Origin of the sequence: Streptomyces sp. NBC_01016, assembly GCF_026341035.1 — a bacterium.
Taxonomy (GTDB): domain Bacteria; phylum Actinomycetota; class Actinomycetes; order Streptomycetales; family Streptomycetaceae; genus Streptomyces.
The window spans coordinates 5,437,443-5,460,331 of the sequence record NZ_JAPEOQ010000001.1 but is presented as its reverse complement, the minus strand read 5'-3'; the positions used below and the strand labels follow the sequence as shown (position 1 = coordinate 5,460,331).

The following is a 22,889-nucleotide window of genomic DNA, read 5'->3' as shown; positions in this document are numbered from 1 at the left end:
CAAACCGGGTTCGGCCGCATACTAAGCGGTCGCTTGCCGATCTGTGAATCCCCTGCGAGGGTCACTGGTCCTTCTTCCGCGCGGGCCGCGCACGTACGTGCATCCGCTCCCCCTGAGGCCCGAACAGCACGAGGAACTCGGCGGGCCCCTCCCCCGTCGACCCGAACCAGTGGGGCACGCGCGTGTCGAACTCGACGACCTCCCCCGGCTCCAGCACCACGTCGTGCTCGCCGAGCACCAGCCGCAGCTTGCCCGAGAGCATGTACATCCACTCGTAGCCCTCATGCGTCTTCTGCTCGGGCTCGAGCCTGCGCTGCGGCTCAATCACCTTGTACGCCTGGAGCCCGCCCGGCTTCCGCGTCAACGGGATCATCGTCCGACCGCCCCGAATGATCGGCTTCGCCTGCACCCGCGGGTCCTCCACGGGCGGGGCGCCGACCAGCTCGTCCAGCGGCACCTTGTGCGCACGGGCGATGGGCAGCAGCAGCTCAAGGCTGGGCTTGCGCAGGCCCGACTCCAGGCGGGACAGCGTGCTCACCGAGATGCCGGTGGTCTCGGAGAGCCCGGACAGGGTGGCGCCGCGGTCCTTGCGCAGCGCGCGCAGTCTGGACCCCACGCCGGACAGGACCGCGTCCATGCTCGCGTCGGACTGCTCGTCTTCGTGGTGCTGATGGCCTCGCCGATTCATGAATCCATTGCAGTTTCGGCAAGCTTGTTTGTCAATACGGCGAGAGCGGGTGCACCGTCGAGAGCAAGGCATTTCACGGTTATGAGGCGGTCACCATGCAGACACAAGTCAAGCAGGACACACAGGACACATACGAGGTCGTGATCGTCGGCGGCGGAACGGCGGGCCTGACCACCGCGCTGATCCTGGGACGCTCGCGCCGCTCGGTCCTCGTGGTCGACGCGGGCGAACCGCGCAACGCGCCGGCCGCGCACATGCACGGGTTCCCGTCGCGGGACGGCATGCCGCCCGCCGAGTTCCTGGCAGAGGTGCGGCGGGAGGTCACCGAGTACGGCGTCGAGCTGGTACGTGACCGGGTGACGGCGGCCGAGCCGGACGGGGCGGGCGAGTTCGAGGTGACGCTGGCGGACGGTGGCCGGGTGCACGCACGACGCCTCGTCATCGCCACCGGCCTGGTGGACGAGCTCCCGGACATCCCCGGCCTCGCCGAGCGCTGGGGCGACGACGTGATCCACTGCCCGTTCTGCCACGGCTACGAGGTGCGCGACCAGCCCGTCGCCGTCCTCTACCGCAAGGCGACGGGCATCCACCAGGCCCTCCTCTTCAGCGGCCTCTCCTCCGACGTGACGCTGTTCCTGAACGGCGCGGACGAGGACGACCTCCCGGACGAGCACTGGCAGACGCTGGCGGCGGCCGGGGTGAGCGTGGTGAGCGGCAAGGTCCACGGCATCGAGGTGACGAACGACCGGCTGACCGGGGTGCGCCTCGAAGGCGGCCGGGTGTTCCCGCGCTCGGTCCTCGTCGTCCCGACGGTGATGGTGCCGCGCGACTCCCTGCTGAACGCGCTCGGCGCCCGCACGAAGGACACCCCGGCAGGCCCGTTCGTCGAGGTGGACCCCACCGGCCTGACCAGCGTCCCGGGCGTCTGGGCCGTCGGAAACGCAACCGGCCCCGCGGAACAGGTCGTCAACGCGGCAAGCGCCGGCTACCGCGCCGGCGTCACACTCCACGCCCAGCTGCTCCACACGGACCTGGAACGTGAGGTGACGCGACGCCGCGCCGGGGTGTTCTCACCGGAGGGCGAGCGGGCGGTGGCGCGGGCGCGGCGGGAGGCGGTGGGGGCGTGAGGGATGACCGGGGTGTGCGGGATACCGGGGCGTGCCCCTCACGCCCCGCCCCGGGATGCGTCAGCCGGCCGCGCCGACCTCGCCCTCCCACCGCAGCAGGTCCCCCGGCTGGCAGTCGAGGACCTCGCAGAGGGCGGCGAGGGTTGTGAAGCGGACTGCCTTGGCGCGGCCGTTCTTCAGGACCGCGAGGTTGGCGGGGGTGATGCCCACGCGGTCGGCCAGTTCGCCGACGGACATCTTGCGTTTGGCCAGCATCACGTCGACGTCGACGACGATCGGCATCAGATGACCTCGTCCAGCTCGGCCCGCAGCCCCGTCGCCTCGACGTCGCGGGCGACCGCCTGGGCGAGCAGCAGGCGCAGCACGAGCACGATGAGCGCGACCCCGAGGATGGCCAGGCCGATGCCGCCCATGATGAGGGTGACGCCCGGGTCCTCCCGCTGGCCGGGGGCATTGACTGCGGTGACCGTGAACCAGAGGACGGCTGCCGACACGATGGCGCCGATCACGCCGTCGACGTAGCGGAACGCGGCATCGGAGAACACGGTTCCGCGGCGCACCATCGCCACCAGCCGCCAGACGCAGACCAGGGCGACCTGGGCCGTCACCATGCCCAGGATCGTGATCACGCGCAGCGCGGTCAGCGGGAGTGTCCCGTCCTCCGGGTCGTTCCCGCTGATCAGCACCCACGCCATCGACGCCTGGACGAACACGGTGCCGGCGAGCACCACCACGAGTACGGCGCGCAGCGCACGCACGGTCAGCTTTCCCATGACCCACCATTCCATCGATTTGCGATGGGAATCTATCGTTTTTCGATAGGTGAAGCAAGGGGCGATATCGCGGCCGGATCCATCAGAAATCGAGAAGCGCGGAACGGGGGGTTCGGATCTAGCCTGCTCGTCATGGACCTCACCATTCACACCAGCTTTCTGCCGCACGTCGACCCGGACGCCTCGCTCGCCTTCTACCGCGACGTCCTGGACTTCGAGATTCGCAGCGACGTCGGGCAGGGGAAGATGCGCTGGATCACGGTCGGCCCGGCAGGTCAGCCCGGCACCTCCATCCTGTTGGCGCCGCCGGCCGCCGACCCGGGAATCACCGAGGACGAGCGCCGCACCGTCGCCGAAATGATGGCCAAGGGGACCTACGGCTGGATCCTGCTGGCCACCCCGGACCTCGACGCCACGTTCGAGAAGGTGCAGGCGGGTGACACCGAGGTCGTCCAGGAGCCGACCGAGCAGCCGTACGGCATGCGTGACTGCGCCGTCCGCGACCCGGCGGGCAACCTGGTCCGCATCCAAGAAGTGCGCTGAGCCGCGAGGAGAGAAGAGGGGACGCTCCTATGTGTCAGCCCGAGTGGCGACGTGCACGGGTCGAGGCGCAGCGCCTGGCCGATCTCGCGCGGCTGCGCCGCGTCCGTGACCGGATCGACAGGGAGTACGCACAGCCGCTGAACGTGGAGGCGCTCGCCCGCGGTGTGCACATGTCCGCCGGACACCTCAGCCGCGAGTTCCGGGCGGCGTACGGCGAATCGCCGTACAGCTACTTGATGACGCGGCGCATCGAGCGCGCGACGGCACTGCTGCGGCGCGGCGATCTCAGCGTCACCGAGGTCTGCTTCACGGTCGGCTGCGCCTCGTTGGGCACGTTCACGACTCGTTTCACGGAGCTGGTCGGCATGCCGCCCGGGGCCTTCCGGCGCCGCGCGGCGGACGCGGCGGACGGCCCTGCCGGCACAGCCGTCGATCCCGCGCGTACGGCCGAGGACGCGGGGCCCGCGGTCACCGTGGAGGGGATGCCGGCGTGCGTCGCGAAGCAGGTGACCAGACCGGTCAGGAATCGAGAAGCCCCGGACAAGGCCCGGCCCCTAGCGTGAAGGACATGGCAAACACCGCTTCCACCGCAACCGACACGTCCCTCGCGTCCGTCACCCTTGAGGTGGCCGACCTCGAGGCGGCCCGTAGCTTCTACCGCGCCTTCGGCGTGGACACGTACATCCGCCTGCGGGCGTCCGAGGCACAGAGCGACGGATTCCGCGGCTTCACCCTGGCGCTCACGGTGTCCGGGCCCGCCACCGTCGACGGCTTCATCGCCGCCGCCGTGGACGCCGGCGCCACGCTGCTCAAGCCCGCCACGAAGTCGCTGTGGGGCTACGGCGGCTTCGTCCAAGCGCCGGACGGGACGCCCTGGAAGGTCGCCACCTCGGAGAAGAAGGACACAGGCCCGGCCACCCGCGAGATCGACCAGGTCGTCCTGCTGCTCGGCGTCGAGGACGTGAAGGCCACCAAGGAGTTCTACGTCGACCGGGGCCTGAGCGTGGCCAGGAGCTTCGGCGGCAAGTACGCCGAGTTCACCTCCGGCGGCTCCAACCCCGTCACGCTGGCCCTGTACAAGCACCGGGCCCTCGCCAAGGACCTCGGCGTCCCCGCCGACGGCACCGGCTCGCACCGCATCGTCCTCGGTGGCGCCCCCGGCCCGTGCACCGACCCCGACGGATACGTCTGGGAGGCGGCCGCGGAGTCCACGGCGTCCTGACGCCCGGCCCCGAACTCCCGCCCCGGCCAACCCCTTTGCTGCTCCATTCCTGTACGAGAGGACATCCGACATGCCGCACACGAAGTCGCCTGCCGAGAACTCCGCCACGACCGCCGAGCAGTACAACGGGTTCACGGCCGAGGAGCGGGCCGCGATGAAGGAGCATGCCCGGGAGCAGAAGCAGGCCGCGGCGCGGCGCGGCTCCTCCCGGGCGGACAAGGAGGCGGCCGCGGAGCAGGACGTACTCGCGAAGATCGCCGAAATGCCGGAGGAGGACCGGCTCCTCGCCGAGCGGATCCACGCCATCGTACGGACCGCCGCTCCGGACCTCGCACCCAAGCTCTGGTACGGGATGCCCGCCTACGCCAGGGACGGCAAGGTCGTCTGCCACTTCCAGAGCGCGCACAAGTTCAAGTCGCGGTACGCCACGCTCGGATTCAGCGACCAGGCGGCGCTGGACGACGGCGCCATGTGGCCGGCCGCCTACGCCCTCACGACGCGACTGACCGCCGCGGACGAGAAGCGCATCGGCGAGCTCATCAAGAAGGCAGTGGGCTGAACCCGCTGCCCTCCGCCGACATCCGCCCCGTCGCCGACTGCCGGCATCCGCCCCGCCCCGCCCGCGGGCGTCCCGGAGACCAACACCTGCGCGGCCATGGAAGGTTGAGCGTTCAGGGGGTATCCATGTGCGCCATGACGCACTCCTCGCCCGCCCCGCGCGGCCTCCCCGCCCCTCCCCCGCTCGGCACATCCGCACTGCCCCCGGGCACGTACGACGACCGGCTCGTGCTGGTGACCGGGGGTGGTACGGGGCTCGGGCGGGCCGTTGCCGCGGAGTTCGCGCGGCTCGGGGCCGGAGTGATGATCGTCAGCCGGAAGGCGGAGCATCTGGCGCCCGCGCGCGAGGAGTTGCAGGCGATCGAGGGCGCGGGGCTCATCACTGCGGCGACCTGCGACATCCGGGACGCGGCCCGGATCACGGAGGTCTTCGACGCGGCATTCGCGGCGCACGGCCGGATGCCGGACGTACTGGTGAACAACGCGGCCGCCAACTTTCCCGTTCCGGCAGAGGAGTTGTCGCCGAACGGCTGGCGCTCGGTCATCGACATCACGCTCAACGGAACGTACTTCATGACCCGCGAGTTCGGACGCCGGCACCTGGCGGCGGGCACGCCGGGCTCGGTGATCGCCGTCGGCGCGTCGTACGCGTGGACGGGCGGGCCCGGCTACGCGCACAGTTCGGCGGCGAAGGCGGGCGTGAAGAACCTGGTGGAGACGCTCGCCGTGGAGTGGGGGCCGTACGGGATCCAGGTCAACGGCCTGGTGCCGGGCCTCATGCCGCACGAGGACATGACGCCCGACATCCGCGACAACCTCGACCGCGCCGAGGACCCCGCCGCCCGCCAGCCCGCGCTCCGGGTGGGCGCGCCACGGGAGTTGGGGTGGGCGGCGACGTTCCTCGCCTCGCCGTACGCCCGTTTCGTCAGCGGCCACACACTGGTGGTGGACGGCGCGAACTGGCAGCGACGCGGTCTGGTCAACGCGCCGGTGACGCCGGTGCGGGAGCAGATGGGTCGCGGCCCGTTCGAGGCCGGTTGACGGGCCAGGCGCGCCGTGCGGGACTCAGCCGATCCGCTGCCCGTACACGTGGTCCACGGCCATCACCATCAGGACCCGACGGTCGGACACCATCACCGACCGGTACTCGTCCCAGTCCGGGTGCTCGCCGGCCGCCTTGCGGTAGTACTCGACGAGCGCCTCGACCTCGGGCCCCTTGGGGTCGGTGCCTGGACCCACGAGTGTCACGGCGCCCTCTGCGGTGGCCCAGGCCCGGCCGTCGGAGGCTGTCACCTCCAGCGCGGCACGGGGGTCACGGCGCAGGTTCACGGTCTTGGCGCGGCCCTCGGTCATCGACACGTACAACGTCTCGGTGTCGGGGTCGAAGAACGGCTGGACCGGCGAGAGTTGAGGCCTGCCGTCGACCTTGATCGTGGCGAGGACACCGAGCCTGCTCTCGGCGAGGAGGGTGCGGGGGTCGAAGGGCGCGGATGTCATGGTCACCTTTCGGGCGGGTGGACGGACGCTATGGCGTCGACGCGATCCGCCGACACCCTTGCGAACATCTCACGCGCCCCGGTATTCCGGCGGCCTGCGCCGCGCTTTCGCCGTGAATCCTTCGGTCGCGTCCTCGGAGGTGAGCGTCAGCGCCGCGCTCATGGCGACCCGGTCGAGCGCCGCGTCGAGCCCGGCATCCGCGTACGCGTCGATGTCGCGCTTGACGGACTGCACGGCGAGCGGCGCGTTACCGGCGATCTCGGCGGCCACGTCGCGTGCGGAGCGCTCCAACTCATCGACCGGCACGACCTGTTGGAGGAGATTCAGTCGGTGGGCGGTGTCCGCGTCGATCCGCCGCCCGGTCAGCGCGAGGAACTTCGCCCACCCGGCCCCTGCCTCGCGTGCGATCCGCAGATCCCCGCCCGCGTCGACGGCGACCCCCAACTGCGCCTCCGGCAGCGCGAACACGGCGTCGTCGGCCGCGATCCGCACATCCGCCATGAGCGCCAGCTCGAACCCGAAGCCCAGGCAGTACCCCTGCACGGCCGCGACCACGGGCTGCGGCAGCCGCGCGAACGCGGCGAACCGCTCGTGCACCCACCGGATGCCTTCGTAGTACGCCCGGTGCCGCGCGGAACCGCTCTCCCCCTCGATGCCCCCGCCGGGCGCGGTCACATCGATCCCCGCACAGAAGGCCCGCCCCTCGGCGCGCAACAGCACGACACGTATCCGCTCGTCGAACCGGATCCGGTCGGCCATGACGCCCAGCTGCCGACTGGACTCCCAGCTCCAGGCGTTGAGCTTGGCCGGACGACACAGCGTGAGCACACCGACGCCGCTCTTCTCGACGTCGAGGCGCATCCGCCGCTCGTCCCCTTCGGGGATACGGGTGTCGGTCGTGTCGATCATCCGCGCAGGGTAGCGGCGCGGGGACGCATCCTGAAGACCCGTCAGCTCCCCAACTCACGCAACCGGCCGGGGCGTTGCTTGCAAAGAAACCCTTGCAAGGCTTTCTTTGCAACGTTACCTTTGCATGCATGACCGAGCCCGAGCCCGCACCAGCACAGCCGAAGGTCCGCAATCTCGACGCCCGCTCCCTGCGCGGGCTCGCCCATCCGCTCCGTATCCGCCTGCTGGACGCGCTGCGCTTCGGCGGCCCCGCCACCGCGTCCCAACTCGGCGAGAAACTGGGCGAGTCCAGCGGCGCCACCAGCTACCACCTGCGCCAACTCGCCACTCACGGGTTCATCGAGGACGCGCCGGAGCACGGCAAGGGGCGGGAGCGCTGGTGGAAGTCGGCCTACCAGGGCCTGCGCTTCGACGACGCCCTGCTGACGGACGAGAACCCCGAAGTGCGCGGCGCGGCCGATCTCTACCTCCACGAACTGCTGACCACACACAACCGCGACCTGTCGACCTGGCTGGGCAACCGTCACGCCTGGCCCGAGGCGTGGAACAGCACCTGGGACCTGAGCAGCGCCACGCTGAACCTCACCCCCGAGCTGACCCGTGAGCTCGTGGAGAAGCTGCACGCAGTCATCGACACCTTCCGCGACCGGGCCGCACCCGAGGGCACCGATGAGGCGGCGCAGGTACGCATCCACACCCATACGTTCCCGCTGACCACAGAGTGAGAGGCCGTACGCCGATGCACACCGACCCGCACATGCATCTCTTCCTGTACCACACGCGCGCCGGCGAACTCCGCGCCCAGACCGACACCCACCGTCTCCCCCGCACGACCGGTCGCCCTTCCCGAGGCCTGCGTACGCGGGTGGGCTGGACACTGGTGGAGGTGGGCCTGAAGCTCGCCGCACCGGCAAGGTCGGCGAGCGCCACACCATAAGCCCGGCATAGCCCGGCATAGCTCGGCATAGCTCGGCGTCGAAGCGTCAGGCGCGGAGCAGGTCGGTCGAGACGGCCCAGAGGCGCTCGGCAGCCGAGGGATCGAGTGCCCATTCCTTGACGCCGTGCGGGTGCTGCGCGAGTTCGGCGTCGTTCGGCACGGTGTACGCCTCTCGCCCATCGTCGAGGTAGTGACCCCCGGTGTGGGCGAACTGCGGAGCGACCGCCGCGACGATGCTGGTGGCGGCCCCCTGCCCGACAGTCTTGTAGGTGAAGGTACCGGCGGCCTCGGCCGCGTCGAGCGACGCCTTCTGCTCGGGCGTGAAGTTCCGCTGCAGCCCCGTCGCGACACCCCCTGGGTTCACCGCGTTGGCCACGATGCCGTCGGATGCCCAGCGGCGGGTCACCTCGACGGCGAAGAGCGAGTTCGCCGTCTTGGACTGGGCATAGGCGAGCTGCGGATCGTACGCGCGACGCTCGAAGTGAAGGTCGCCGAAGTCGACACCGGCCCGCATGTGCGCCGTGGAACTGACGGAGACGATCCGCGCCCCGTCGCGCTCGACCGCTCCCCGCGCGAGGGCGCCACGTAGCCCAGTAGTCAGCGCGAAATGACCGAGATGGTTCGTCGCGAACTGCAACTCCCAGCCCTCACGCGTGCGTTCGAGCCCACCAGTGACCACACCGGCGTTGTTGATCAGCAGATGAAGCGGGCCGTCCCAACTGTCGACGAAGCGTGCGACAGAGACCCCGTCCGCAAGGTCCAGCCGAACGACCCGCGGCCGGACACCAACCGTCGACGCCACGAGCCTCTCGGCAACGGCCTCACCCGCGGCCTTGTCGCGGACGGCGAGCGTCACCTCCGCCCCGGCTGCGGCCAGCACACGCGCCGTCTCGGCCCCGAGTCCAGAGGAAGCCCCTGTCACGACCGCGCGGACACCGGCGAGGTCGACACCGCGCAGCACCTCTTCCGCGGTGCTCGAGGCGTTGAAGGGAGTGGTGATGAGGGCGGGAGCATCCATGCGACCGACTATACGCACTGGACTGGATTTGTATAGCTCGCTTACCGCTCCTACGCTCACCCCATGAGCACCCCCGACGCCGACCGCCGCACGCTGGTCCTGGACTCCGCCATGGCCACGTTCGCGCGCTTCGGATACCGGAAGACCTCGATGGACGAGGTGGCACGCGCCGCGCACATCTCCCGGCCAGGCCTGTACTTCCTCTTCTCCTCGAAGGAGACCCTGTTCCGCGCCGCGGTCACCCAGACCCTTGAGCGGGACATCGCCGCGATCGAACACGTCCTGGCCGACACCGACCGCCCCCTCGCCGACCGACTCGTGGACGCGTTCGACCGGTGGGCCGGCCGGTACGTCGGCCCGATGTCGCGCGACGTAACAGCGGTCATCGAAGACAACCCAGGACTCCTCGGCGAGATCACCGACACCGCGCCGCGACGCTTCGAGGAACTGATCACCAACGCGATCGCCCTCGCGTCGACACAAGAGGCCGCCACCCCCGTCGCCCAGACACTGATCAGCACATCGATCGGCCTCAAGTACCAGGCAGCGTCACGGGAGTTCTACGTGGACCGGATGAGGACCGCCGTCGCGCTTCTGGTGCGCTAGACACTCCGCCAGGCGCCCCGTCGGCGACCCACGCACACACCAGAGTAGACACTGTCTACCCACATCGGGTAGACAGTGTCTATGCAGCCGAACGACACCGCCTCCGGCGGCCTCCGCGAGCGCCTCATCGACACCGGCGTGACACTCGTCGACGCGGAGGGCGCGGCCGCATTGTCGCTGCGCGAGATCGCCCGCAGGGCGGGGGTCTCGCACGGCGCGCCCCGCCGCTACTTCCCCACCCACCTCGAACTGCTGTCGGCGATCGCCCGACGCGGCTTCACCGACCTCGGCGAACACGCCACGCGGGCGCTCGCCGATGCCGGGCAGGACCCGCGCGCCCAGGTGACCGCCCTGTCGCGCACCTATCTCGACTTCGCGGCGCGGCACCGCGGCATGTACGAGCTGATGTTCCGTCACGATCTGTTGGAAAGCGGCGAGTTGGGGCTGCGCGAGACCAGCCTTCCGCTCTTCAAGGTGTTCACCGACCTGGTGGCGGCGGCTCGCCCGGACACGGAACCGGCCCTCGTGGCGGGCGCGTTGTGGGCGAATCTGCACGGTGTCGCCCAGCTGTGGGGCTGGGGCAGTCTCCAACTGGCCGTCGCCGTCGTGGACATCGAGCCGCTCCTGGCCTCGGTCCTCGACGCCCACCTGGGCCCGGCGCCCCGGTGAACGGCCATACGCGACGGCGCGTCACGCTCGCGGGCAGCGTCGTCGGCGCGGTCCTCGTCGCGCTCGACGGCACGGTCCTGACCATCGCCCAGCCCGCGCTTCAGGACGACCTCGGCGCCACCCTCGCTCAGGTCCAGTGGACCAGCACCGGCTATCTGATCGCGGTGGCGAGCCTGCTGGTGTTCGCCGGGCGGCTCGGCGACCGCTACGGGCACGCCCGGCTCTTCGGATACGGGATGCTCGGGTTCGCGGCGGCCTCCGCGGGGATCGGTTTCGCGCCGGACATCCGCTGGGTGATCGCGCTGCGCGTGCTCCAGGGCGTGTGCGGCGCGCTGCTGCAGCCTGCGACGCTCGGCATGCTGCGGGCCGCGTACGACGCCGATTCGCTCGGTATGCCGATCGCTCTGCGCACCAGCGCGATCGGCGTCGCGGCGGCCGCGGGCCCGCTGGTCGGCGGGGTACTCACGGCGCAGCTGGGCTGGCGCTCGGTGTTCTTCCTCGGCGTGCTGCCGGCGGTGGCGATCGCGGTGCTCGTCCTGGTGGTACGCGACCGGGCCGCGGAGGCCGGAACACGCGCCGTCGGGCTCGACCCGGGCGGTGCGCTGCTGCTCGCGGTGGCGCTGGGCTGCCTGGTGGCGGCGCTGGCCGCCCTCCCGGGAGCCGGTTGGTCGGCGGGCACGGTGTTGCTCGCGGCCGGTGCGGGGACGGCGGTGGTGGCCTTCGTCGTGCACGAACGCCGCGCGACGGACCCGCTGTTGTCCCCCGCACTGCTCGCGTCCCCGGCCGTCGCGCCGGCGCTCGGCATCTTGTTGACGGCTTCTGCGGCCTTGTTCGGCACGCTGTTCGTGGCCACGTACTTCTTGCAGGACGTGCTCGGCCTCGACCCGCTCGGCACGGCGCTGCGGATGCTGCCCGCCGCCCTGTGCATGGTGCTCGCGGCGCCGCTCACCCCGGTGCTGCTGCGCCGTTACGGGTCCCGTGCGACGACGTCGGCCGGGATGCTGGTCCTCGCGGCGGGGGTGTTCGGCTTCGGCCGCCTCGACACGTCGGCGTCTCAACTGGCCATCGGGGCTTGCGCGTTGGCGATGGGCACGGGTTTCGGCACGGTGATGGTCGCCGCGACGGAGTCCCTCGTCCGCCGGGCCGATCTCGGCGCGGCCGGCGTGGCGGGCGGCCTCCAGCAGACGGCGATGAACGTGGGCCCGACGCTCGGCGTGGCGACGGCGACGACGCTGCTCGCGTCCGGCGCGGACTTCGTGGCGTCGATGGGCGTGACGCTGACGGCGCTCGCGGTCCTGGTGCTCGCGGCCGGTGCCGCGGCGGTGCGACTCCCCGACAGGGCGCCGCGGGCAGCGGCCCGGGCCCGCACACCAACGCCGTAGGAGAAGCGGGGGCTTGGCTCAGCCGGAGACAGGCGTACGGGACAGCGCGGTGCGCAGCGCGAAGACGCCGAGCAGGCCGCCTGCCGTGAACCGCTGGGCGGTCATGGCGCGGGGGCGGGCGGCCAGGAATCCCGACACCCGGGCGGCGCCCAGCATGATCAGGGCGTTCACGGTCATCCCCACGATGATCTGTACGCCGCCGAGTTGGAGCAGCTGCCCCCAGGCAGGACCGGCGTGCGGGTCGAGGAACTAGGGCAGCAGCGCGGCGTACATGAGCGCGATCTTGGGGTTGAGCAGGTTGGTCAGCAGCCCCATCGAGAACAGCCGGGCGTCGGAGACCGGGGGCAGGTCCGCCGCCGGAGCGAACGGCGAGCGGCCGCCGGGCTTGAGCATGCTCCAGGCGAGGTAGGCCAGGTAGGCGGCTCCGGCAAGCTTGACCACCAGGAACGCCACCGGCACGGCGGCGAACAATGCGGACAGGCCCGCGGCCGCGGCCAGCAGATAGGCCACGAATCCCACGGCCGTCCCGCTGAGGCTGACCAGGCCCGCCCTGCGCCCTTGGGTGATCGCGAGGGAGGCGAGGTGGATCATGTTCGGTCCCGGCGTGAGGGCCATGCCCAGTTCGATCAGGGCCACTCCCCCGACTGCGGTCGCACTGATCACCGGTCACCCTCCTGGCCGTCCGTCGGGCACCTGACGCGGATCGGGGCACCCGGGCGCCGGGGACGGCTGCGACGCATGGCCGGCAACCACCCGAACACCCGTGCCACAGGTTACGCGACCAGGCGAACCCGCCGGTCAGACCCTCAGGGCGAGATCCCGCCGGTCGGACCCTCAGGGCGAGATCCCGCCGGTCAGGTATCGGGTTGTCAGCGCGGAATACCGTCGATCAGACCCTCGGTGCGGAATCCGGCCGGTCAGACCCTCAGTGCGGAATCCCGTCGATCAGTTCCCGCGCCCCCTGCCGCAGCAGCGCCACCGCCACCGACATCCCCAGCGTCGCCGGGTCCAACGGGCCCGCCCACTCCTGCGCGTTGAGCACCCGCTTGCCGTCGGGGGTGAACACACAGCCCCGCAGCGACAGGTCGCCGGAGCGCTCGGCGCGGGCGTAACCGGCGATCGGTGAATTGCAGTGGCCCTGCAGGACGTGCAGGAACATGCGCTCGGCCGTCGCCTCACGCCAGGTGTCGCGGTCGCCGAGACCGGTCACCGCCTCCAGCGTCGACTCGTCGTCCTCGCGGCACTGCAACGCCAGGATCCCGGCGCCGATCGGCGGACACATCGTCTCCGGCGAAAGGGTCTCCGTGATGACGTCGGTGCGCCCGATGCGTTCGAGTCCCGACAGCGCGAGCAGGAGCACGTCCGCGTCGCCCGCCGCCATCTTCTCCATGCGGCGATTCGCGTTCCCGCGCATCGGGACGCATTCCAAGTGCGGGTGGGATGCGGCGAGTTGGGCCACACGACGGACCGAGGACGTGCCGACGCGAGTCCCTTCGGGCAGCTCGTCGAGGGTGCGGCCCGCCGGGTCGATCAGCGCGTCCCGTACGTCGTCCCGCTTCAGGTACGCGCCGAACGTGCAGCCCTCGGGCAGCGGCCGGTCCGCCGGGATGTCCTTGAGGCAGTGCACCGCGAGGTCGGCCTGCCCGTCGAGCAGCGCCCGGTCGACCTCCTTGGTGAAGGCACCCTTGCCGCCGAGCTTCGACAGATCGCCCATCCACTTGTCGCCGCTGGTCGTGACCGGCACGACCTCGGTCCGGACTCCGGGGTGCAGCGCGGCGAGCTCGGCGCGGACACGCTCCACCTGGGCCAGCGCCATCGGCGACGAACGGGAGACGATACGGATCAACTCGGCTGACATGCCGACACGATAGCCCCTTTGGTGATGCGGGGATCGCCACCCCCGCTTGTCGCGAGCCGCACTCAGCGGGGCTCGGCACGCCGCGACCAGCCGCGCTCCTCGCCCTCGTCGATGAGCCGTCGCCCGGCCCGCCACAGGGATGCGGACGCCTCTCCGATCACCGCTTTACGTGCACGGACGTCGTCGGCGGTGACGCCCGGGGTGCGCCATGTGCCGCCGCGCGCCATCCAGTTGAGGAGCAGGGGCTGCAGCCGGTCCATCGCCTTGGCGAATGCCGCTTCAGGGGTGCGCCGTTCCTCGAACTCGTCCCACAGTGCCCTCATCCGCCTCCCCTGGTCCGCCGGAAGCAGGCCGAACAGCTCATCGGCCGCGGCGCTCTCCCGCTCTTGTTGATCGGCGCCCGCGGCACTGTCGTACAGAGGTGTGTCGCCGGCGTAGATCTCCACCAGGTCGTGCAGGAGCACCAGCTGGACGGTGTGCCCGACGTCGATGGGCCGGTCGGAGTGCTCGGCGAGGACGACCACCATCATCGCCAGGTGCCACGAGTGCTCCGCGTCGTTCTCCCGGCGGTCCGCCGCGGCCAGCGGTGACTGCCGGAGGACGGTCTTGAGCTGATCGACCTCTACGAGAAAGGTGAGTTGGTCCCGCAGCCGTTCGTCGAGGCCTTCGGGAAAGGGCGTCTTGTCGGCAAGCAGGCTGCGGCGCTCATCACTCATGCCTTCATCGTGGCATGCACGGCCCGGCCCACGGCGCCCCGCCGCTCGCCCGCGGCCGCTTGGTGGACTACCGGCCGAACACCTCGAACGGCACCGCCGGCTTTCCGCCGAACCGCTCCGCCGTCGCCTGCGCGTTCCCCGTCAGGAAGGTGCGGCAGTACGTCTCCGGGTCCTCGTCCGTCAACACCTCGATGTACGTGCGGTGTTCGAGGAGGGAGCTGATGGAGCGCTCCAGCCCGGCCGTGGCGTCGACGGCGTGGGTGGGCTGTGCGGAGCCGGCGATGGCCACCCACCGCACACCGTTCCACGGCTCGAGGCCCTGCTCGGTCAGCTCGGGGAAGATCCACCGGTTGCCCGCGTCGCCGGCCGCGTCGAGCGTGGCCCGGCCCACGGCGACATGGTCGGGCGTGTTCCAGGCGACGCCGCCCCACGTGTCACGGTGGTTGAGGGTGATGACGAGTTCCGGGCGGTGGCGGCGGATCGCGGCGGCGATGTCGCGGCGCAGCGCCGTGCCGTACTCGATGACGCCGTCCCGGTGGTCGAGGAACTCGACCGTCTCGACGCCGACGACCGCCGCGCTCGCCCGCTGCTCCTGTTCGCGCAGCGGACCGCATTTGGCGGGTTCGAGGGTGTCGATGCCGGCCTCGCCCCGGGTGGCGAGTACGTAGGTGACCTCGCGGCCCGCATCCGTCCAGGCCGCGACGGCGGCGGAGCAACCGTACTCCAGGTCGTCCGGGTGGGCGACGACGGCGAGGGCGCGCTGCCAGTCCTCCGGCATGGGCTGCAGCGGGGCTTCGGTGCTGGATCCGGGCAGGGTCATACGGGCATCGTATGGCCCTGCCCGGTTCGAGGGCAGGCCCTACGCCTCGCCGCGCGCCATCGCCAGCAAACGGTCGAGCACCCGCGGCCCGCCCGCGCGCAGCCCGTCGTGCTCGAACTCGTTCGTCACCCACGGCCGAAGGCCCCGGATGGTGCGGGCCGTGCGCAGGGCGTGCTCCGTGTCCACGTACATGTCGTCGTGGTAGACGGCGGCGACCGCCGGGACCTCGTTCGCGGCGAGCCGCGTCGGGTCGTACAGCGGCGCCCAGTCGGTGCGGGCCGCGACCCGCTCCGCGACCTCGCGCAGCGGCCGCAGTGCCGGGTCGGAGTCGAACTGCCACGGGTGGATGGTCTCGCCGGTGAACAGCAGCGGACCGCCGCCCGCGAGGGCCTTCTCCCCGTCGAACTGCGGGAATTCACCGCGTACCCGCTCCGCGGACCAGTCGGTGGCCCGGCCGCCCTGCGCGTAGATCGCCTCGTGCAGCACGGCGTACAGCGGGTGGGAGCGGTAGGACAGGGCGCCCGCGACCTGTTCGCAGAACGCGTCCGACAGCTCCCGCCCACCCGGAGTCCGCACGAACGCGTCCTCCAGCAGGTAGTGCAGCCGGTCGCCGCCGTCGCCCGCGCCGAGCCAGATGCCGAGGGACTGGAAGGCGGGCAGGGTCAGCCGGTAGCCGTTCGGCAGGACGGGCTCGTGCTCGAGGACGTACGCGGCGATGTCCCGCGCCCGCTCGACGTCCATCGGGTAACGGGCGTAGTGCGCCCGGACCTTGCGCTCGACGCGGGGGTACGCGGCCCGGTAGACGTCGTCCGCGTGGCCGTCGAGGGTGGGCAGGCCGCCCGTGACGATCGCGGTCTCGAGGCCCTCCGGCGCGGACGACAGATAGCGGACGGCGCAGAAGCCGCCGAAGCTCTGCCCGAGGATCGTCCAGGGCGCGCCGCCGGTGACCTCGCGGCGGATGAACTCGCAGTCGCGCACGATCGAATCGGCGCGGAAGTGTCCCACGTAGGCCGCCTGCTGCTCGACGTCTCCGCGCAGCGGGAGCGTCTGGCGGTTGACGGTGGCGGAGGCGCCGGTGCCGCGCTGGTCGAGGAGGAGGACCCGGTAGTCCTTCAGTGCGCGGCCGAGCCAGGCCGCGGGGCCGGAGAAGCGGTTGGCGCCGAAGCCGGGACCGCCCTGGAGGTAGAGCAGCCATGGCAGGTTCTCGTGCGCGCGCCCCGGTGCGACGGCCTCACGCGCGAAGAGCTCGATGCGCTCCCCGTCGGGAAGATCGTGATCCAGGGGTACGGAGAACCGGCGGTCGGTCAGGACGACCCCGGCCTGTCGATAGCTGGCGGCGCTCAATGCGGCTCCTGTGCGGCGGTGCGGACGGTACGTCCGCCCAGTTCAGCACATGCCGATGGTGCAGGTGGGCGCTACCCCCACAAGGCGTGCCCGCACGGTGTGCATGCGGTCGGGTGTCCTGACACGTACGGCACGGGTCACGTCGAAGCGCCGGGCGACCCGCCGTGAGGCGTGCCGGACAGCGGCTCCAGGACGACCACCGTGGTCTCGAACGACCGCTTCGCCGCATGCGCGTCCAGGTTCTTCTCGGTCTCGCGCCAGCGGTCCCACAACCGCGCCCGCTCGTCGCCCGTCGCGGCGCGCCCTCGTACGACCCGCCGGCCGTTGACCGTGTGGACGATCGCCTCCGGGTGTGCCCGCAGGTTGAGCCACCAGGCGGGCTCGCCCTCGCCCCATCCGTTCATCGCCAGCGTGACCAGGCGTGGACCGTCCTCCACGTAGGCGACGATGACGCCTCGCAGACGGCCGGTGCGGCGGCCCGTGGTGGTCAGCCGCAGGGTGCCCCACTTGTTGAGGCGCGGCTTCCACAGCCCGACCCTGCCGCCGGAGGACCAGTACGCGCCCCGGTGTACCGACCAGGCCAGGCGGATGAACCAGCGCGGCGGGAGCCACGGCGCTTTCGTACGGTCCTGGGCCGGCATGTCGGCCTCCCCACGCACGGTTGGCGGCGGTTCCAGAGCACGCTAGCCACGGCTGTCGGCAGCGGCTAGAGCCGAACGGCCCACAGGCCCGGGTACGCGTATCAGCGCGCGCCCAGGCTCGATCCGCGCACCACCAACTCCGGCTGCAGCACCACCCGTCGGTGCTCGTGCGCACGCTCCGGGTCGTCCGCCGCCTCGATCTCCTCCAGGAGGAGGTCCGCGGCCAGGGCGCCCATGTGGACCGCGGGCTGTCGCACCGATGTGAGCGGGACCGCGGCCGCCGCCGCGAACTCGATGTCGTCGTAGCCGACGATCGCGATGTCGTCGGGCACCCGGACCCCGGCCGCGTACAGGGACTGCAGGACGCCGAGGGCGAGGAGGTCGTTGGCGCAGAAGACGGCGGTGGGGCGCTCGGTGAGGCCGAGGAGGCGGGCTCCCGCGTCGCGGCCCGCTGCCACGTCGAGCCGTTCCGTCGGGAGTTCCCGCAACGCGGAAGAAGGGAGGCCGGCTTCTTCCAAGGCGCGCAGGGCGCCCTGGCGGCGGTCCTGGACCTGGTTGAGCGTGCGGGGGCCGCTGACGTAGGCGATGCTGCGGTGTCCCGCGTCGATGAGGTGGCGCACGGCGAGCGCGCCGCCGTTGACGTCGTCGACCGAGACCGAGCACTCGGTGGCGCCCTCGGCGACCCGGTCGACCAGGACGAACGGGATGTCGTGCCGGCGGAAGGCCTCCACGGTGGGGCCTGTCGCCTCGGCGGGCGTCAGGAGGACTCCGCGCACCCGCTGCTCGGCGAAGAGCGACAGGTACTCGGCCTCTTCGGCGGGACTCTGCGCGCTGTTGCACACCATCACCCCGAGCCCGGCGTCGCGCGCGGCCCGCTCGGCGCCGCGCGCGACATCCACGAAGAACGGGTTGCCCATGTCGAGGACGAGCAGGCCGATGATGCGGCTGCGTCCGGCGCGCAACTGCCGCGCCGACTCGCTGCGGACATAGCCGAGCCGCTCGATGGCGGCCTGCACGCGGGCACGCGTCGCGTCGGCCACGGCCTCGGGCCGGTTGATCACGTTCGAGACCGTGCCCACGGACACCCCCGCTTCGCGGGCGACGTCCTTGATCCCCACGGACTGTCCCATCGGGTGTGGTCCTCCTGGTGAGCTGGTGCGGCAGTCGGAGTGTACGTGGCGGGGCCCGTCCGGTGTTCGACACATCGGACGAGTGGGTGAATCGTTTCGGTCTTGACCACCTCCCCAACAGGCGCGACGTCCCTCCCCCTGCCTCCATCCACCCAGCATGTCGCACCAGTAGGCCAGATACGCCTCATACATACCTCATGCACGCCCCTTGCCTCTCGCGGCGCGGACCTGAATCGTTTGAACCGGAACGCCTTCACCGACGAAGGGACACCCGAGATGCGCAGCGACATACGTCGCAGAACCGTCCTCGCCGCGAGCGCGGGCGCGGTGCCCGTCATCGCGGCCGCGGCCCCCACCGCCGCCGCGGCCCCCACCGGACCCGCCGCTCTCCCCTCTGCACCCGCTCCCCCGAACGGCGCGGTCACCGGCCTCACCACCGAACACCGCACCGACCCGCTCGGCACCGACGCCACCCGCCCCCGCTTCGGCTGGCGGCTCGGTTCGCGGAAGCGGGGCCTGACCCAGGGCGCGTACCGGATCCGGGTGGCGTCGAGCGCCGCGCGGCTCGCCCGCGCCGACGTGTGGGACAGCGGCCGCGTGACGTCGTCCGACTCGGTGGCCGTGCGCTACGACGGTCCCGAACTCAAGCCGTCCACCGGGTACTTCTGGTCCGTGACGGTGTGGGACGCGGACGGCCGCGAGGTCGGCACCTCCCCCGCCGCCCGCTTCGAGACCGCCCTGCTGAGCAGCGACGGCACCACCCGCTGGGACGGCGCGCAGTGGATCGGCATGAAGGGCAAGAAGCCCAACTCGGCGGGCGCGCCGCTGCTGCGCAGCGAGACCGCGCTGCGCGGCAAGGGCCAGATCCGCGAGGCGCGCCTGTACGTGTCGGCGCTCGGTGTCTACGAGGCGTACGTCAACGGCGAGCACGTCACGGTCCCCGAGGGCGAAGGGCGCACGGCCGAACTGCTCACCCCGGGCTGGACCAACTACGACACGACCGTCAACTACATGACGTACGACGTCACGGAGTCGGTCACCCGCGGCGGCGGCCGTGCCGTGACGCTCGCCGCCGTGCTCGGCAACGGCTGGTACAACGCGCGCGTCTCCGAGGGCAGCAAGTACTACTCCAAGGACGGCAATCCGCTCGCCCTCAAGGCCAAGCTCCTGATCCGCTTCGCCGACGGCAGCACGCAGAGCGTCGTCACGAAGCCGGGCGCAGGCTGGAAGGCCACCGACACCGGCCCCTACCGCGCCGACGACATCTACGACGGTCAGACCTACGACGCCCGCAAGGAGCTCACCGGCTGGACGGCGAGCGGCTTCGACGCCTCGAAGTGGTCGGACGTGGAGGAGGTCGGTTACGCCGCGAAGTTCCCGGACGCCAAGCTGACCGCCTACCCCGGCGAGACGGCCCGTCTGATGGAGAAGTGGGACCGCACCCCTCAGTCGCTGACGGTCTACTCCGAGGTCACGGGCGAGGAGTCGAGCGCCAACGGCAAGGGCCGCATCGTCCCCGACCCCGCCCGCTCCACCGACGGCAAGCCGGGCCCGGTCACCCTGCGCCCCGGTGACACCGCCGTCTTCGACCTCGGCCAGAACATGGTCGGCGTCCCCCGCTACACGCTGCGCGGCACCGCCGGAGCCGAAGTTGTCGTCAGGTTCGGCGAGATGCTCAACGACGACAGCAAGGGCGCCGACGGCCCCGAGGGCTCGCTGTACCGGGCCAATCTGCGCTCGGCGAAGGCCACGAGCACATACGTCCTCAAGGGCGCGGGCAGCAGCGAGACACACCAGGACTCGCTCACCTTCTACGGCTTCCGCTACGTGTCGGTGGAGGTGACCACGAAGGACGCCGAGGTCACGGTCTCGGACGTGACCGGCAAGGTCGCCACTTCCGCGATCCGTGAGACCGGCAGCATCACGACCAACGACGAAGACATCAACCAGCTGATCAGCAACGTCCATTGGGGCCAGCGCGGCAACTATCTGTGGGTGCCCACCGACTGCCCGCAGCGCGACGAGCGACTCGGCTGGACCGGCGACACGCAGGTGTTCTCCAGCACCGGCCTCTACAACACGGACTCGGTCGCCTTCCTCAGCCACTTCGAGGACATCCTGATCGAGTCGCAGAAGACGTACGGCGTCGACGGCGCGCAGTTCACGGCGGTCGCGCCCGGCAACCGGTACAACGCGGCGGAGCCGTGCAGCGGTTGGGCGGACTGCGGGGTCGTCGCGCCGTGGACCGTATGGCAGATGAGCGGCGACCGGACCATCATCGACCGCAGCTGGGACGCGATGGTCGGCTACATCGACTGGATCAAGAAGAAGGGCGGCGACAGCTACGCAGGACAGGGCGCGATCTTCGCCGACTGGCTCGCCTTCCAGAACACCGGCACCCAGCTGATGAGCGACGTCTACTACGCGTACAGCGTCCGCCTGATGGCACAGATGGCGAAGGCCACCGGCCGCGCCGCGGAGTCGAAGGCGTACGAGGACCTCTTCACCCGCGTCCGCCGCGCCTTCATGGCCAAGTACATCGTCGTCGACGGCGACAAGATCACCGTACGGTCCAGCCTCGGCGGCAAGCCGGTCATGGGCGGCGACCCTGAGGACAACAGCCAGTCGGCCCTCCTCTGGGTCCTCAAGCTCGGCTTCTACGACACCCAGGCCCAACGCCGGGCGCTGGTAGGCCTGTTGGCGGACAACATCGGCAACGACGCGGCGTACAAGGCCGCCCACCCCGACAGCGCCCGCGTCGACTACGCGGAGAACACCCTGTCGGTCGGCTTCCTCGGGGTGAACGTGCTGGCGCCGGTCCTCACCGACGAGGGCCGCCCCGACCTCGCGTACAAGCTGCTGCACCAGGACGCCATGCCCTCCTGGCTGTACTCGGTGAAGAACGGCGCGACGACGATCTGGGAACGCTGGAACTCCTACTCCAAGGACGACGGTTTCGGCCCGGTGGAGATGAACTCCTTCAACCACTACTCGTACGGCGCGATCATGGAGTGGATGTACGCGTACATGGCGGGCATCGCCGTCGACCCCGACCACCCGGGCTTCCAGCGCTTCCGGCTCCAGCCGCACGTCGACCCGACGGGCGCCATCACCCAGGTGTCGGCGCGGCACATGTCGCCCTACGGCGAGATCACCAGCGAGTGGGAGCTGGCCAAGGACGGGACGTTGACGTTCGAGGCCACCGTGCCCGCCAACACGGAGGCGACGCTGAGTCTGCCCAGCGTGTCGGCGTCGTCGGTGCGCGCGGGGCGTACGCCGCTCGCGCAGGTCGAGGGCGTGCGGGCGGCAGGCTTCGCCGACGGAAGGGCGACGTTCCGGCTGCCTGCGGGGCGGTATCAGCTGACGAGTTCGGTGCGCTGACGCGATCGGGCTCGGTGCGCTGACGCGGTCGGGTTCGGTCCGCTGACGCGAGAGGGCGGGCTCTCCTCATCCTCCGTGGGCACTCGGTGGAGGACGTCAGGAGGGCTCGCCCTGCCGCGACCGCCTTCGCCATTCGCCGGGAGTGGTGCCGTAGGCCTCGCGGAAGCGGCGCGAGAAGAAGGCGGGATTGCCGAAGCCCCAACTCCGGGCGACCGCCTCGATCGTGCGGTGCGCATGCGAGGGCGCCGCGAGGTCACTGCGGGCGCCCTCGAGCCGGCGGCGGACGATCCACTTCTCGAGACTGAGCCCGCCGTCCGCGCACAGTCGGTACAGCGTCCGCACGGACGTGTTGTGCGCCCACGCGATCCGTTGCGGGGTGAGATCGGGCTCCCTCAGATGGACGCGGGCGTAGGCCAGGACCCGGGTCAGGAGGGTTTCCGTGGCGACGGCGCGGCGGGTGGCGTCGTCGCCCGCGACGGACACCACCCAGGCCCGGACGAGTTCCAGGGTGGCCGAGGCCAGGGCGTCGGCTTCGGGGCCCGTGGCGACGCGGTCGGCGATGCCGTGCAGGCCGTGCACGTGGTTGATCAACAACTGGCCCACGGGGCTGTGTTCGAGCGTCGGGATCGCGGCGCGGATCGCCTCTTCGGGCAGCCCCAAGCGTTCGGTGTCGAACATCAGGGCAAGCGTGCTGCCGAGGCCCGACCACCAGTACTCGTACCCGGCTGGCATGTGTTGCAGGGTCGCGCTGTTCGGGCCGATGCGCTGGTGATGGTCGGTCCAGGAGAAGCCGCCGGTTCCCTGGCGATGAATGTTGATCGCGACAGTGTCCAGAGCATCGCGTCGCGCCTGCCGGGGTGAGCGGGAGACGCGCATCCCGGTGCCCTGGGTGTGGAAGAGCGTCAGTGGCCCGAGGGGCCAGAGTTCGAGGCGTTGCCAGACCGTTCCCTCGGGCTCCTCCCCCTGAACGGAGGAGACACCGCCCGCACCGGCGGCCACCGCTTCGAAGGCCGCGATCCGGTCGCCGACCGGAAGGTCGCTTGTGTCGAGGACGAGCACAACGCCTCCCC

The 22,889-nt window shown here is 71.1% G+C and carries 24 protein-coding genes and 1 pseudogene; 11 read left to right on the top strand and 14 right to left on the bottom strand.

The window, feature by feature from the left end:
- Positions 1-61: 61 nt before the first annotated feature.
- The gene (locus OG746_RS24590) at positions 62-688 is read right to left on the bottom strand and encodes a helix-turn-helix domain-containing protein (protein WP_266717938.1); all 627 of its coding nucleotides are present in this window, start codon (positions 686-688) and stop codon (positions 62-64) included.
- Between the two features lie 95 nt (positions 689-783).
- Here OG746_RS24590 and OG746_RS24585 point away from each other — a divergent pair, with 95 nt between their 5' ends.
- Complete coding sequence (locus OG746_RS24585) at positions 784-1,815, top strand: NAD(P)/FAD-dependent oxidoreductase (protein ID WP_266717936.1); 1,032 nt, start codon at positions 784-786, stop codon at positions 1,813-1,815.
- A gap of 60 nt (positions 1,816-1,875) precedes the next feature.
- Here OG746_RS24585 and OG746_RS24580 read toward each other — a convergent pair whose 3' ends face one another.
- A complete protein-coding gene (locus OG746_RS24580; RefSeq protein ID WP_266717934.1) occupies positions 1,876-2,097 on the bottom strand; it encodes a helix-turn-helix domain-containing protein in 222 nt (73 codons plus the stop codon).
- Positions 2,097-2,588: a DUF2975 domain-containing protein gene (locus OG746_RS24575; protein WP_266717932.1), complete on the bottom strand. Its 492-nt coding sequence runs from the start codon at positions 2,586-2,588 to the stop codon at positions 2,097-2,099. Before OG746_RS24575 ends, OG746_RS24580 begins: the two co-directional genes overlap by 1 nt.
- A gap of 132 nt (positions 2,589-2,720) precedes the next feature.
- On the opposite strand from OG746_RS24575, the gene OG746_RS24570 reads away from it, so the two are divergent.
- From OG746_RS24570 to OG746_RS24550, 5 genes are all read left to right on the top strand, one after another.
- Positions 2,721-3,131: a VOC family protein gene (locus tag OG746_RS24570; RefSeq protein WP_266717930.1), complete on the top strand. Its 411-nt coding sequence runs from the start codon at positions 2,721-2,723 to the stop codon at positions 3,129-3,131.
- Positions 3,132-3,160: 29 nt separating this feature from the next.
- Positions 3,161-3,694 (top strand): helix-turn-helix transcriptional regulator, encoded by a 534-nt coding sequence (locus OG746_RS24565; RefSeq protein ID WP_266717928.1) that lies wholly within the window; start codon positions 3,161-3,163, stop codon positions 3,692-3,694.
- Positions 3,695-3,699: 5 nt separating this feature from the next.
- Positions 3,700-4,353, top strand: coding sequence for a VOC family protein (locus OG746_RS24560; protein ID WP_266717926.1), 654 nt, complete (start codon positions 3,700-3,702; stop codon positions 4,351-4,353).
- 70 nt (positions 4,354-4,423) lie between these two features.
- Positions 4,424-4,912 (top strand): iron chaperone, encoded by a 489-nt coding sequence (locus OG746_RS24555; protein ID WP_266717924.1) that lies wholly within the window; start codon positions 4,424-4,426, stop codon positions 4,910-4,912.
- Between the two features lie 134 nt (positions 4,913-5,046).
- Positions 5,047-5,952, top strand: coding sequence for an SDR family oxidoreductase (locus tag OG746_RS24550; protein ID WP_266717922.1), 906 nt, complete (start codon positions 5,047-5,049; stop codon positions 5,950-5,952).
- Between the two features lie 24 nt (positions 5,953-5,976).
- Here the strand turns inward: OG746_RS24550 and OG746_RS24545 are convergent, their stop codons facing one another.
- Both OG746_RS24545 and OG746_RS24540 read right to left on the bottom strand, forming a co-directional pair.
- Positions 5,977-6,408, bottom strand: coding sequence for a PPOX class F420-dependent oxidoreductase (locus OG746_RS24545; protein WP_266717920.1), 432 nt, complete (start codon positions 6,406-6,408; stop codon positions 5,977-5,979).
- A gap of 69 nt (positions 6,409-6,477) precedes the next feature.
- Positions 6,478-7,317, bottom strand: a complete 840-nt coding sequence (locus OG746_RS24540) for an enoyl-CoA hydratase/isomerase family protein (protein ID WP_266717918.1) — start codon at positions 7,315-7,317, stop codon at positions 6,478-6,480.
- A 128-nt stretch (positions 7,318-7,445) separates the two neighbouring features.
- Between OG746_RS24540 and OG746_RS24535 the strand changes: the two genes are divergently transcribed.
- Positions 7,446-8,042: an ArsR/SmtB family transcription factor gene (locus OG746_RS24535; RefSeq protein ID WP_266717916.1), complete on the top strand. Its 597-nt coding sequence runs from the start codon at positions 7,446-7,448 to the stop codon at positions 8,040-8,042.
- 258 nt (positions 8,043-8,300) lie between these two features.
- On the opposite strand, the gene OG746_RS24525 is transcribed toward OG746_RS24535, so the two are convergent.
- The gene (locus OG746_RS24525; protein ID WP_266717912.1) at positions 8,301-9,272 is read right to left on the bottom strand and encodes an SDR family NAD(P)-dependent oxidoreductase; all 972 of its coding nucleotides are present in this window, start codon (positions 9,270-9,272) and stop codon (positions 8,301-8,303) included.
- Between the two features lie 63 nt (positions 9,273-9,335).
- Between OG746_RS24525 and OG746_RS24520 the strand changes: the two genes are divergently transcribed.
- The 3 genes from OG746_RS24520 (at position 9,336) to OG746_RS24510 (ending at position 11,929) form a co-directional block, all read left to right on the top strand.
- On the top strand, positions 9,336-9,878 hold the full coding sequence (locus tag OG746_RS24520; protein ID WP_266717910.1) for a TetR/AcrR family transcriptional regulator: 543 nt from the start codon (positions 9,336-9,338) through the stop codon (positions 9,876-9,878).
- Between the two features lie 81 nt (positions 9,879-9,959).
- Positions 9,960-10,547, top strand: a complete 588-nt coding sequence (locus tag OG746_RS24515) for a TetR/AcrR family transcriptional regulator (RefSeq protein ID WP_266717908.1) — start codon at positions 9,960-9,962, stop codon at positions 10,545-10,547.
- Complete coding sequence (locus tag OG746_RS24510; protein ID WP_266717906.1) at positions 10,544-11,929, top strand: MFS transporter; 1,386 nt, start codon at positions 10,544-10,546, stop codon at positions 11,927-11,929. The genes OG746_RS24515 and OG746_RS24510 overlap by 4 nt, the downstream gene beginning before the upstream one ends.
- Before the next feature lie 18 nt (positions 11,930-11,947).
- On the opposite strand, the pseudogene OG746_RS24505 reads toward OG746_RS24510, so the two are convergent.
- From OG746_RS24505 to OG746_RS24475, 7 genes and pseudogenes are all read right to left on the bottom strand, one after another.
- Positions 11,948-12,592: pseudogene (locus tag OG746_RS24505) on the bottom strand (LysE family translocator).
- Positions 12,593-12,854: 262 nt separating this feature from the next.
- Positions 12,855-13,787 (bottom strand): hydroxymethylbilane synthase, encoded by a 933-nt coding sequence (gene hemC, locus OG746_RS24500; protein WP_266717904.1) that lies wholly within the window; start codon positions 13,785-13,787, stop codon positions 12,855-12,857.
- 62 nt (positions 13,788-13,849) lie between these two features.
- A complete protein-coding gene (locus OG746_RS24495; RefSeq protein WP_266717902.1) occupies positions 13,850-14,503 on the bottom strand; it encodes an HD domain-containing protein in 654 nt (217 codons plus the stop codon).
- Between the two features lie 67 nt (positions 14,504-14,570).
- Positions 14,571-15,323: a PIG-L deacetylase family protein gene (locus tag OG746_RS24490; protein ID WP_266717900.1), complete on the bottom strand. Its 753-nt coding sequence runs from the start codon at positions 15,321-15,323 to the stop codon at positions 14,571-14,573.
- A gap of 39 nt (positions 15,324-15,362) precedes the next feature.
- Positions 15,363-16,667, bottom strand: coding sequence for an alpha/beta fold hydrolase (locus tag OG746_RS24485; RefSeq protein ID WP_266717898.1), 1,305 nt, complete (start codon positions 16,665-16,667; stop codon positions 15,363-15,365).
- A 137-nt stretch (positions 16,668-16,804) separates the two neighbouring features.
- Positions 16,805-17,308 carry a nitroreductase/quinone reductase family protein gene (locus OG746_RS24480; RefSeq protein ID WP_266717896.1) on the bottom strand — a complete coding sequence of 168 codons (504 nt, stop codon included), beginning with the start codon at positions 17,306-17,308 and terminating at the stop codon, positions 16,805-16,807.
- 101 nt (positions 17,309-17,409) lie between these two features.
- Positions 17,410-18,438 (bottom strand): LacI family DNA-binding transcriptional regulator, encoded by a 1,029-nt coding sequence (locus OG746_RS24475; RefSeq protein ID WP_266717894.1) that lies wholly within the window; start codon positions 18,436-18,438, stop codon positions 17,410-17,412.
- A 276-nt stretch (positions 18,439-18,714) separates the two neighbouring features.
- On the opposite strand from OG746_RS24475, the gene OG746_RS24470 reads away from it, so the two are divergent.
- Positions 18,715-21,819, top strand: coding sequence for an alpha-L-rhamnosidase (locus OG746_RS24470; protein WP_266717892.1), 3,105 nt, complete (start codon positions 18,715-18,717; stop codon positions 21,817-21,819).
- A 96-nt stretch (positions 21,820-21,915) separates the two neighbouring features.
- On the opposite strand, the gene OG746_RS24465 is transcribed toward OG746_RS24470, so the two are convergent.
- Positions 21,916-22,878, bottom strand: coding sequence for a helix-turn-helix domain-containing protein (locus tag OG746_RS24465; RefSeq protein ID WP_266717890.1), 963 nt, complete (start codon positions 22,876-22,878; stop codon positions 21,916-21,918).
- Between the last annotated feature and the right edge of the window lie 11 nt (positions 22,879-22,889).

Coding starts and splice junctions, on each gene's coding strand:
- OG746_RS24575 (WP_266717932.1), bottom strand. CDS start 2,588: ATGGGAAAGCTGACCGTGCGTGCGCTGCGCGCCGTACTCGTGGTGGTG.
- OG746_RS24550 (WP_266717922.1), top strand. CDS start 5,047: ATGACGCACTCCTCGCCCGCCCCGCGCGGCCTCCCCGCCCCTCCCCCG.
- OG746_RS24570 (WP_266717930.1), top strand. CDS start 2,721: ATGGACCTCACCATTCACACCAGCTTTCTGCCGCACGTCGACCCGGAC.
- OG746_RS24545 (WP_266717920.1), bottom strand. CDS start 6,408: ATGACATCCGCGCCCTTCGACCCCCGCACCCTCCTCGCCGAGAGCAGG.
- OG746_RS24515 (WP_266717908.1), top strand. CDS start 9,960: ATGCAGCCGAACGACACCGCCTCCGGCGGCCTCCGCGAGCGCCTCATC.
- OG746_RS24520 (WP_266717910.1), top strand. CDS start 9,336: ATGAGCACCCCCGACGCCGACCGCCGCACGCTGGTCCTGGACTCCGCC.
- OG746_RS24525 (WP_266717912.1), bottom strand. CDS start 9,272: ATGGATGCTCCCGCCCTCATCACCACTCCCTTCAACGCCTCGAGCACC.
- OG746_RS24585 (WP_266717936.1), top strand. CDS start 784: ATGCAGACACAAGTCAAGCAGGACACACAGGACACATACGAGGTCGTG.
- OG746_RS24470 (WP_266717892.1), top strand. CDS start 18,715: ATGCGCAGCGACATACGTCGCAGAACCGTCCTCGCCGCGAGCGCGGGC.
- OG746_RS24535 (WP_266717916.1), top strand. CDS start 7,446: ATGACCGAGCCCGAGCCCGCACCAGCACAGCCGAAGGTCCGCAATCTC.
- OG746_RS24565 (WP_266717928.1), top strand. CDS start 3,161: ATGTGTCAGCCCGAGTGGCGACGTGCACGGGTCGAGGCGCAGCGCCTG.
- OG746_RS24495 (WP_266717902.1), bottom strand. CDS start 14,503: ATGAGTGATGAGCGCCGCAGCCTGCTTGCCGACAAGACGCCCTTTCCC.
- OG746_RS24490 (WP_266717900.1), bottom strand. CDS start 15,323: ATGACCCTGCCCGGATCCAGCACCGAAGCCCCGCTGCAGCCCATGCCG.
- OG746_RS24475 (WP_266717894.1), bottom strand. CDS start 18,438: ATGGGACAGTCCGTGGGGATCAAGGACGTCGCCCGCGAAGCGGGGGTG.
- OG746_RS24555 (WP_266717924.1), top strand. CDS start 4,424: ATGCCGCACACGAAGTCGCCTGCCGAGAACTCCGCCACGACCGCCGAG.
- OG746_RS24560 (WP_266717926.1), top strand. CDS start 3,700: ATGGCAAACACCGCTTCCACCGCAACCGACACGTCCCTCGCGTCCGTC.
- OG746_RS24540 (WP_266717918.1), bottom strand. CDS start 7,317: ATGATCGACACGACCGACACCCGTATCCCCGAAGGGGACGAGCGGCGG.
- OG746_RS24480 (WP_266717896.1), bottom strand. CDS start 17,308: ATGCCGGCCCAGGACCGTACGAAAGCGCCGTGGCTCCCGCCGCGCTGG.
- OG746_RS24580 (WP_266717934.1), bottom strand. CDS start 2,097: ATGCCGATCGTCGTCGACGTCGACGTGATGCTGGCCAAACGCAAGATG.
- OG746_RS24590 (WP_266717938.1), bottom strand. CDS start 688: ATGAATCGGCGAGGCCATCAGCACCACGAAGACGAGCAGTCCGACGCG.
- hemC (WP_266717904.1), bottom strand. CDS start 13,787: ATGTCAGCCGAGTTGATCCGTATCGTCTCCCGTTCGTCGCCGATGGCG.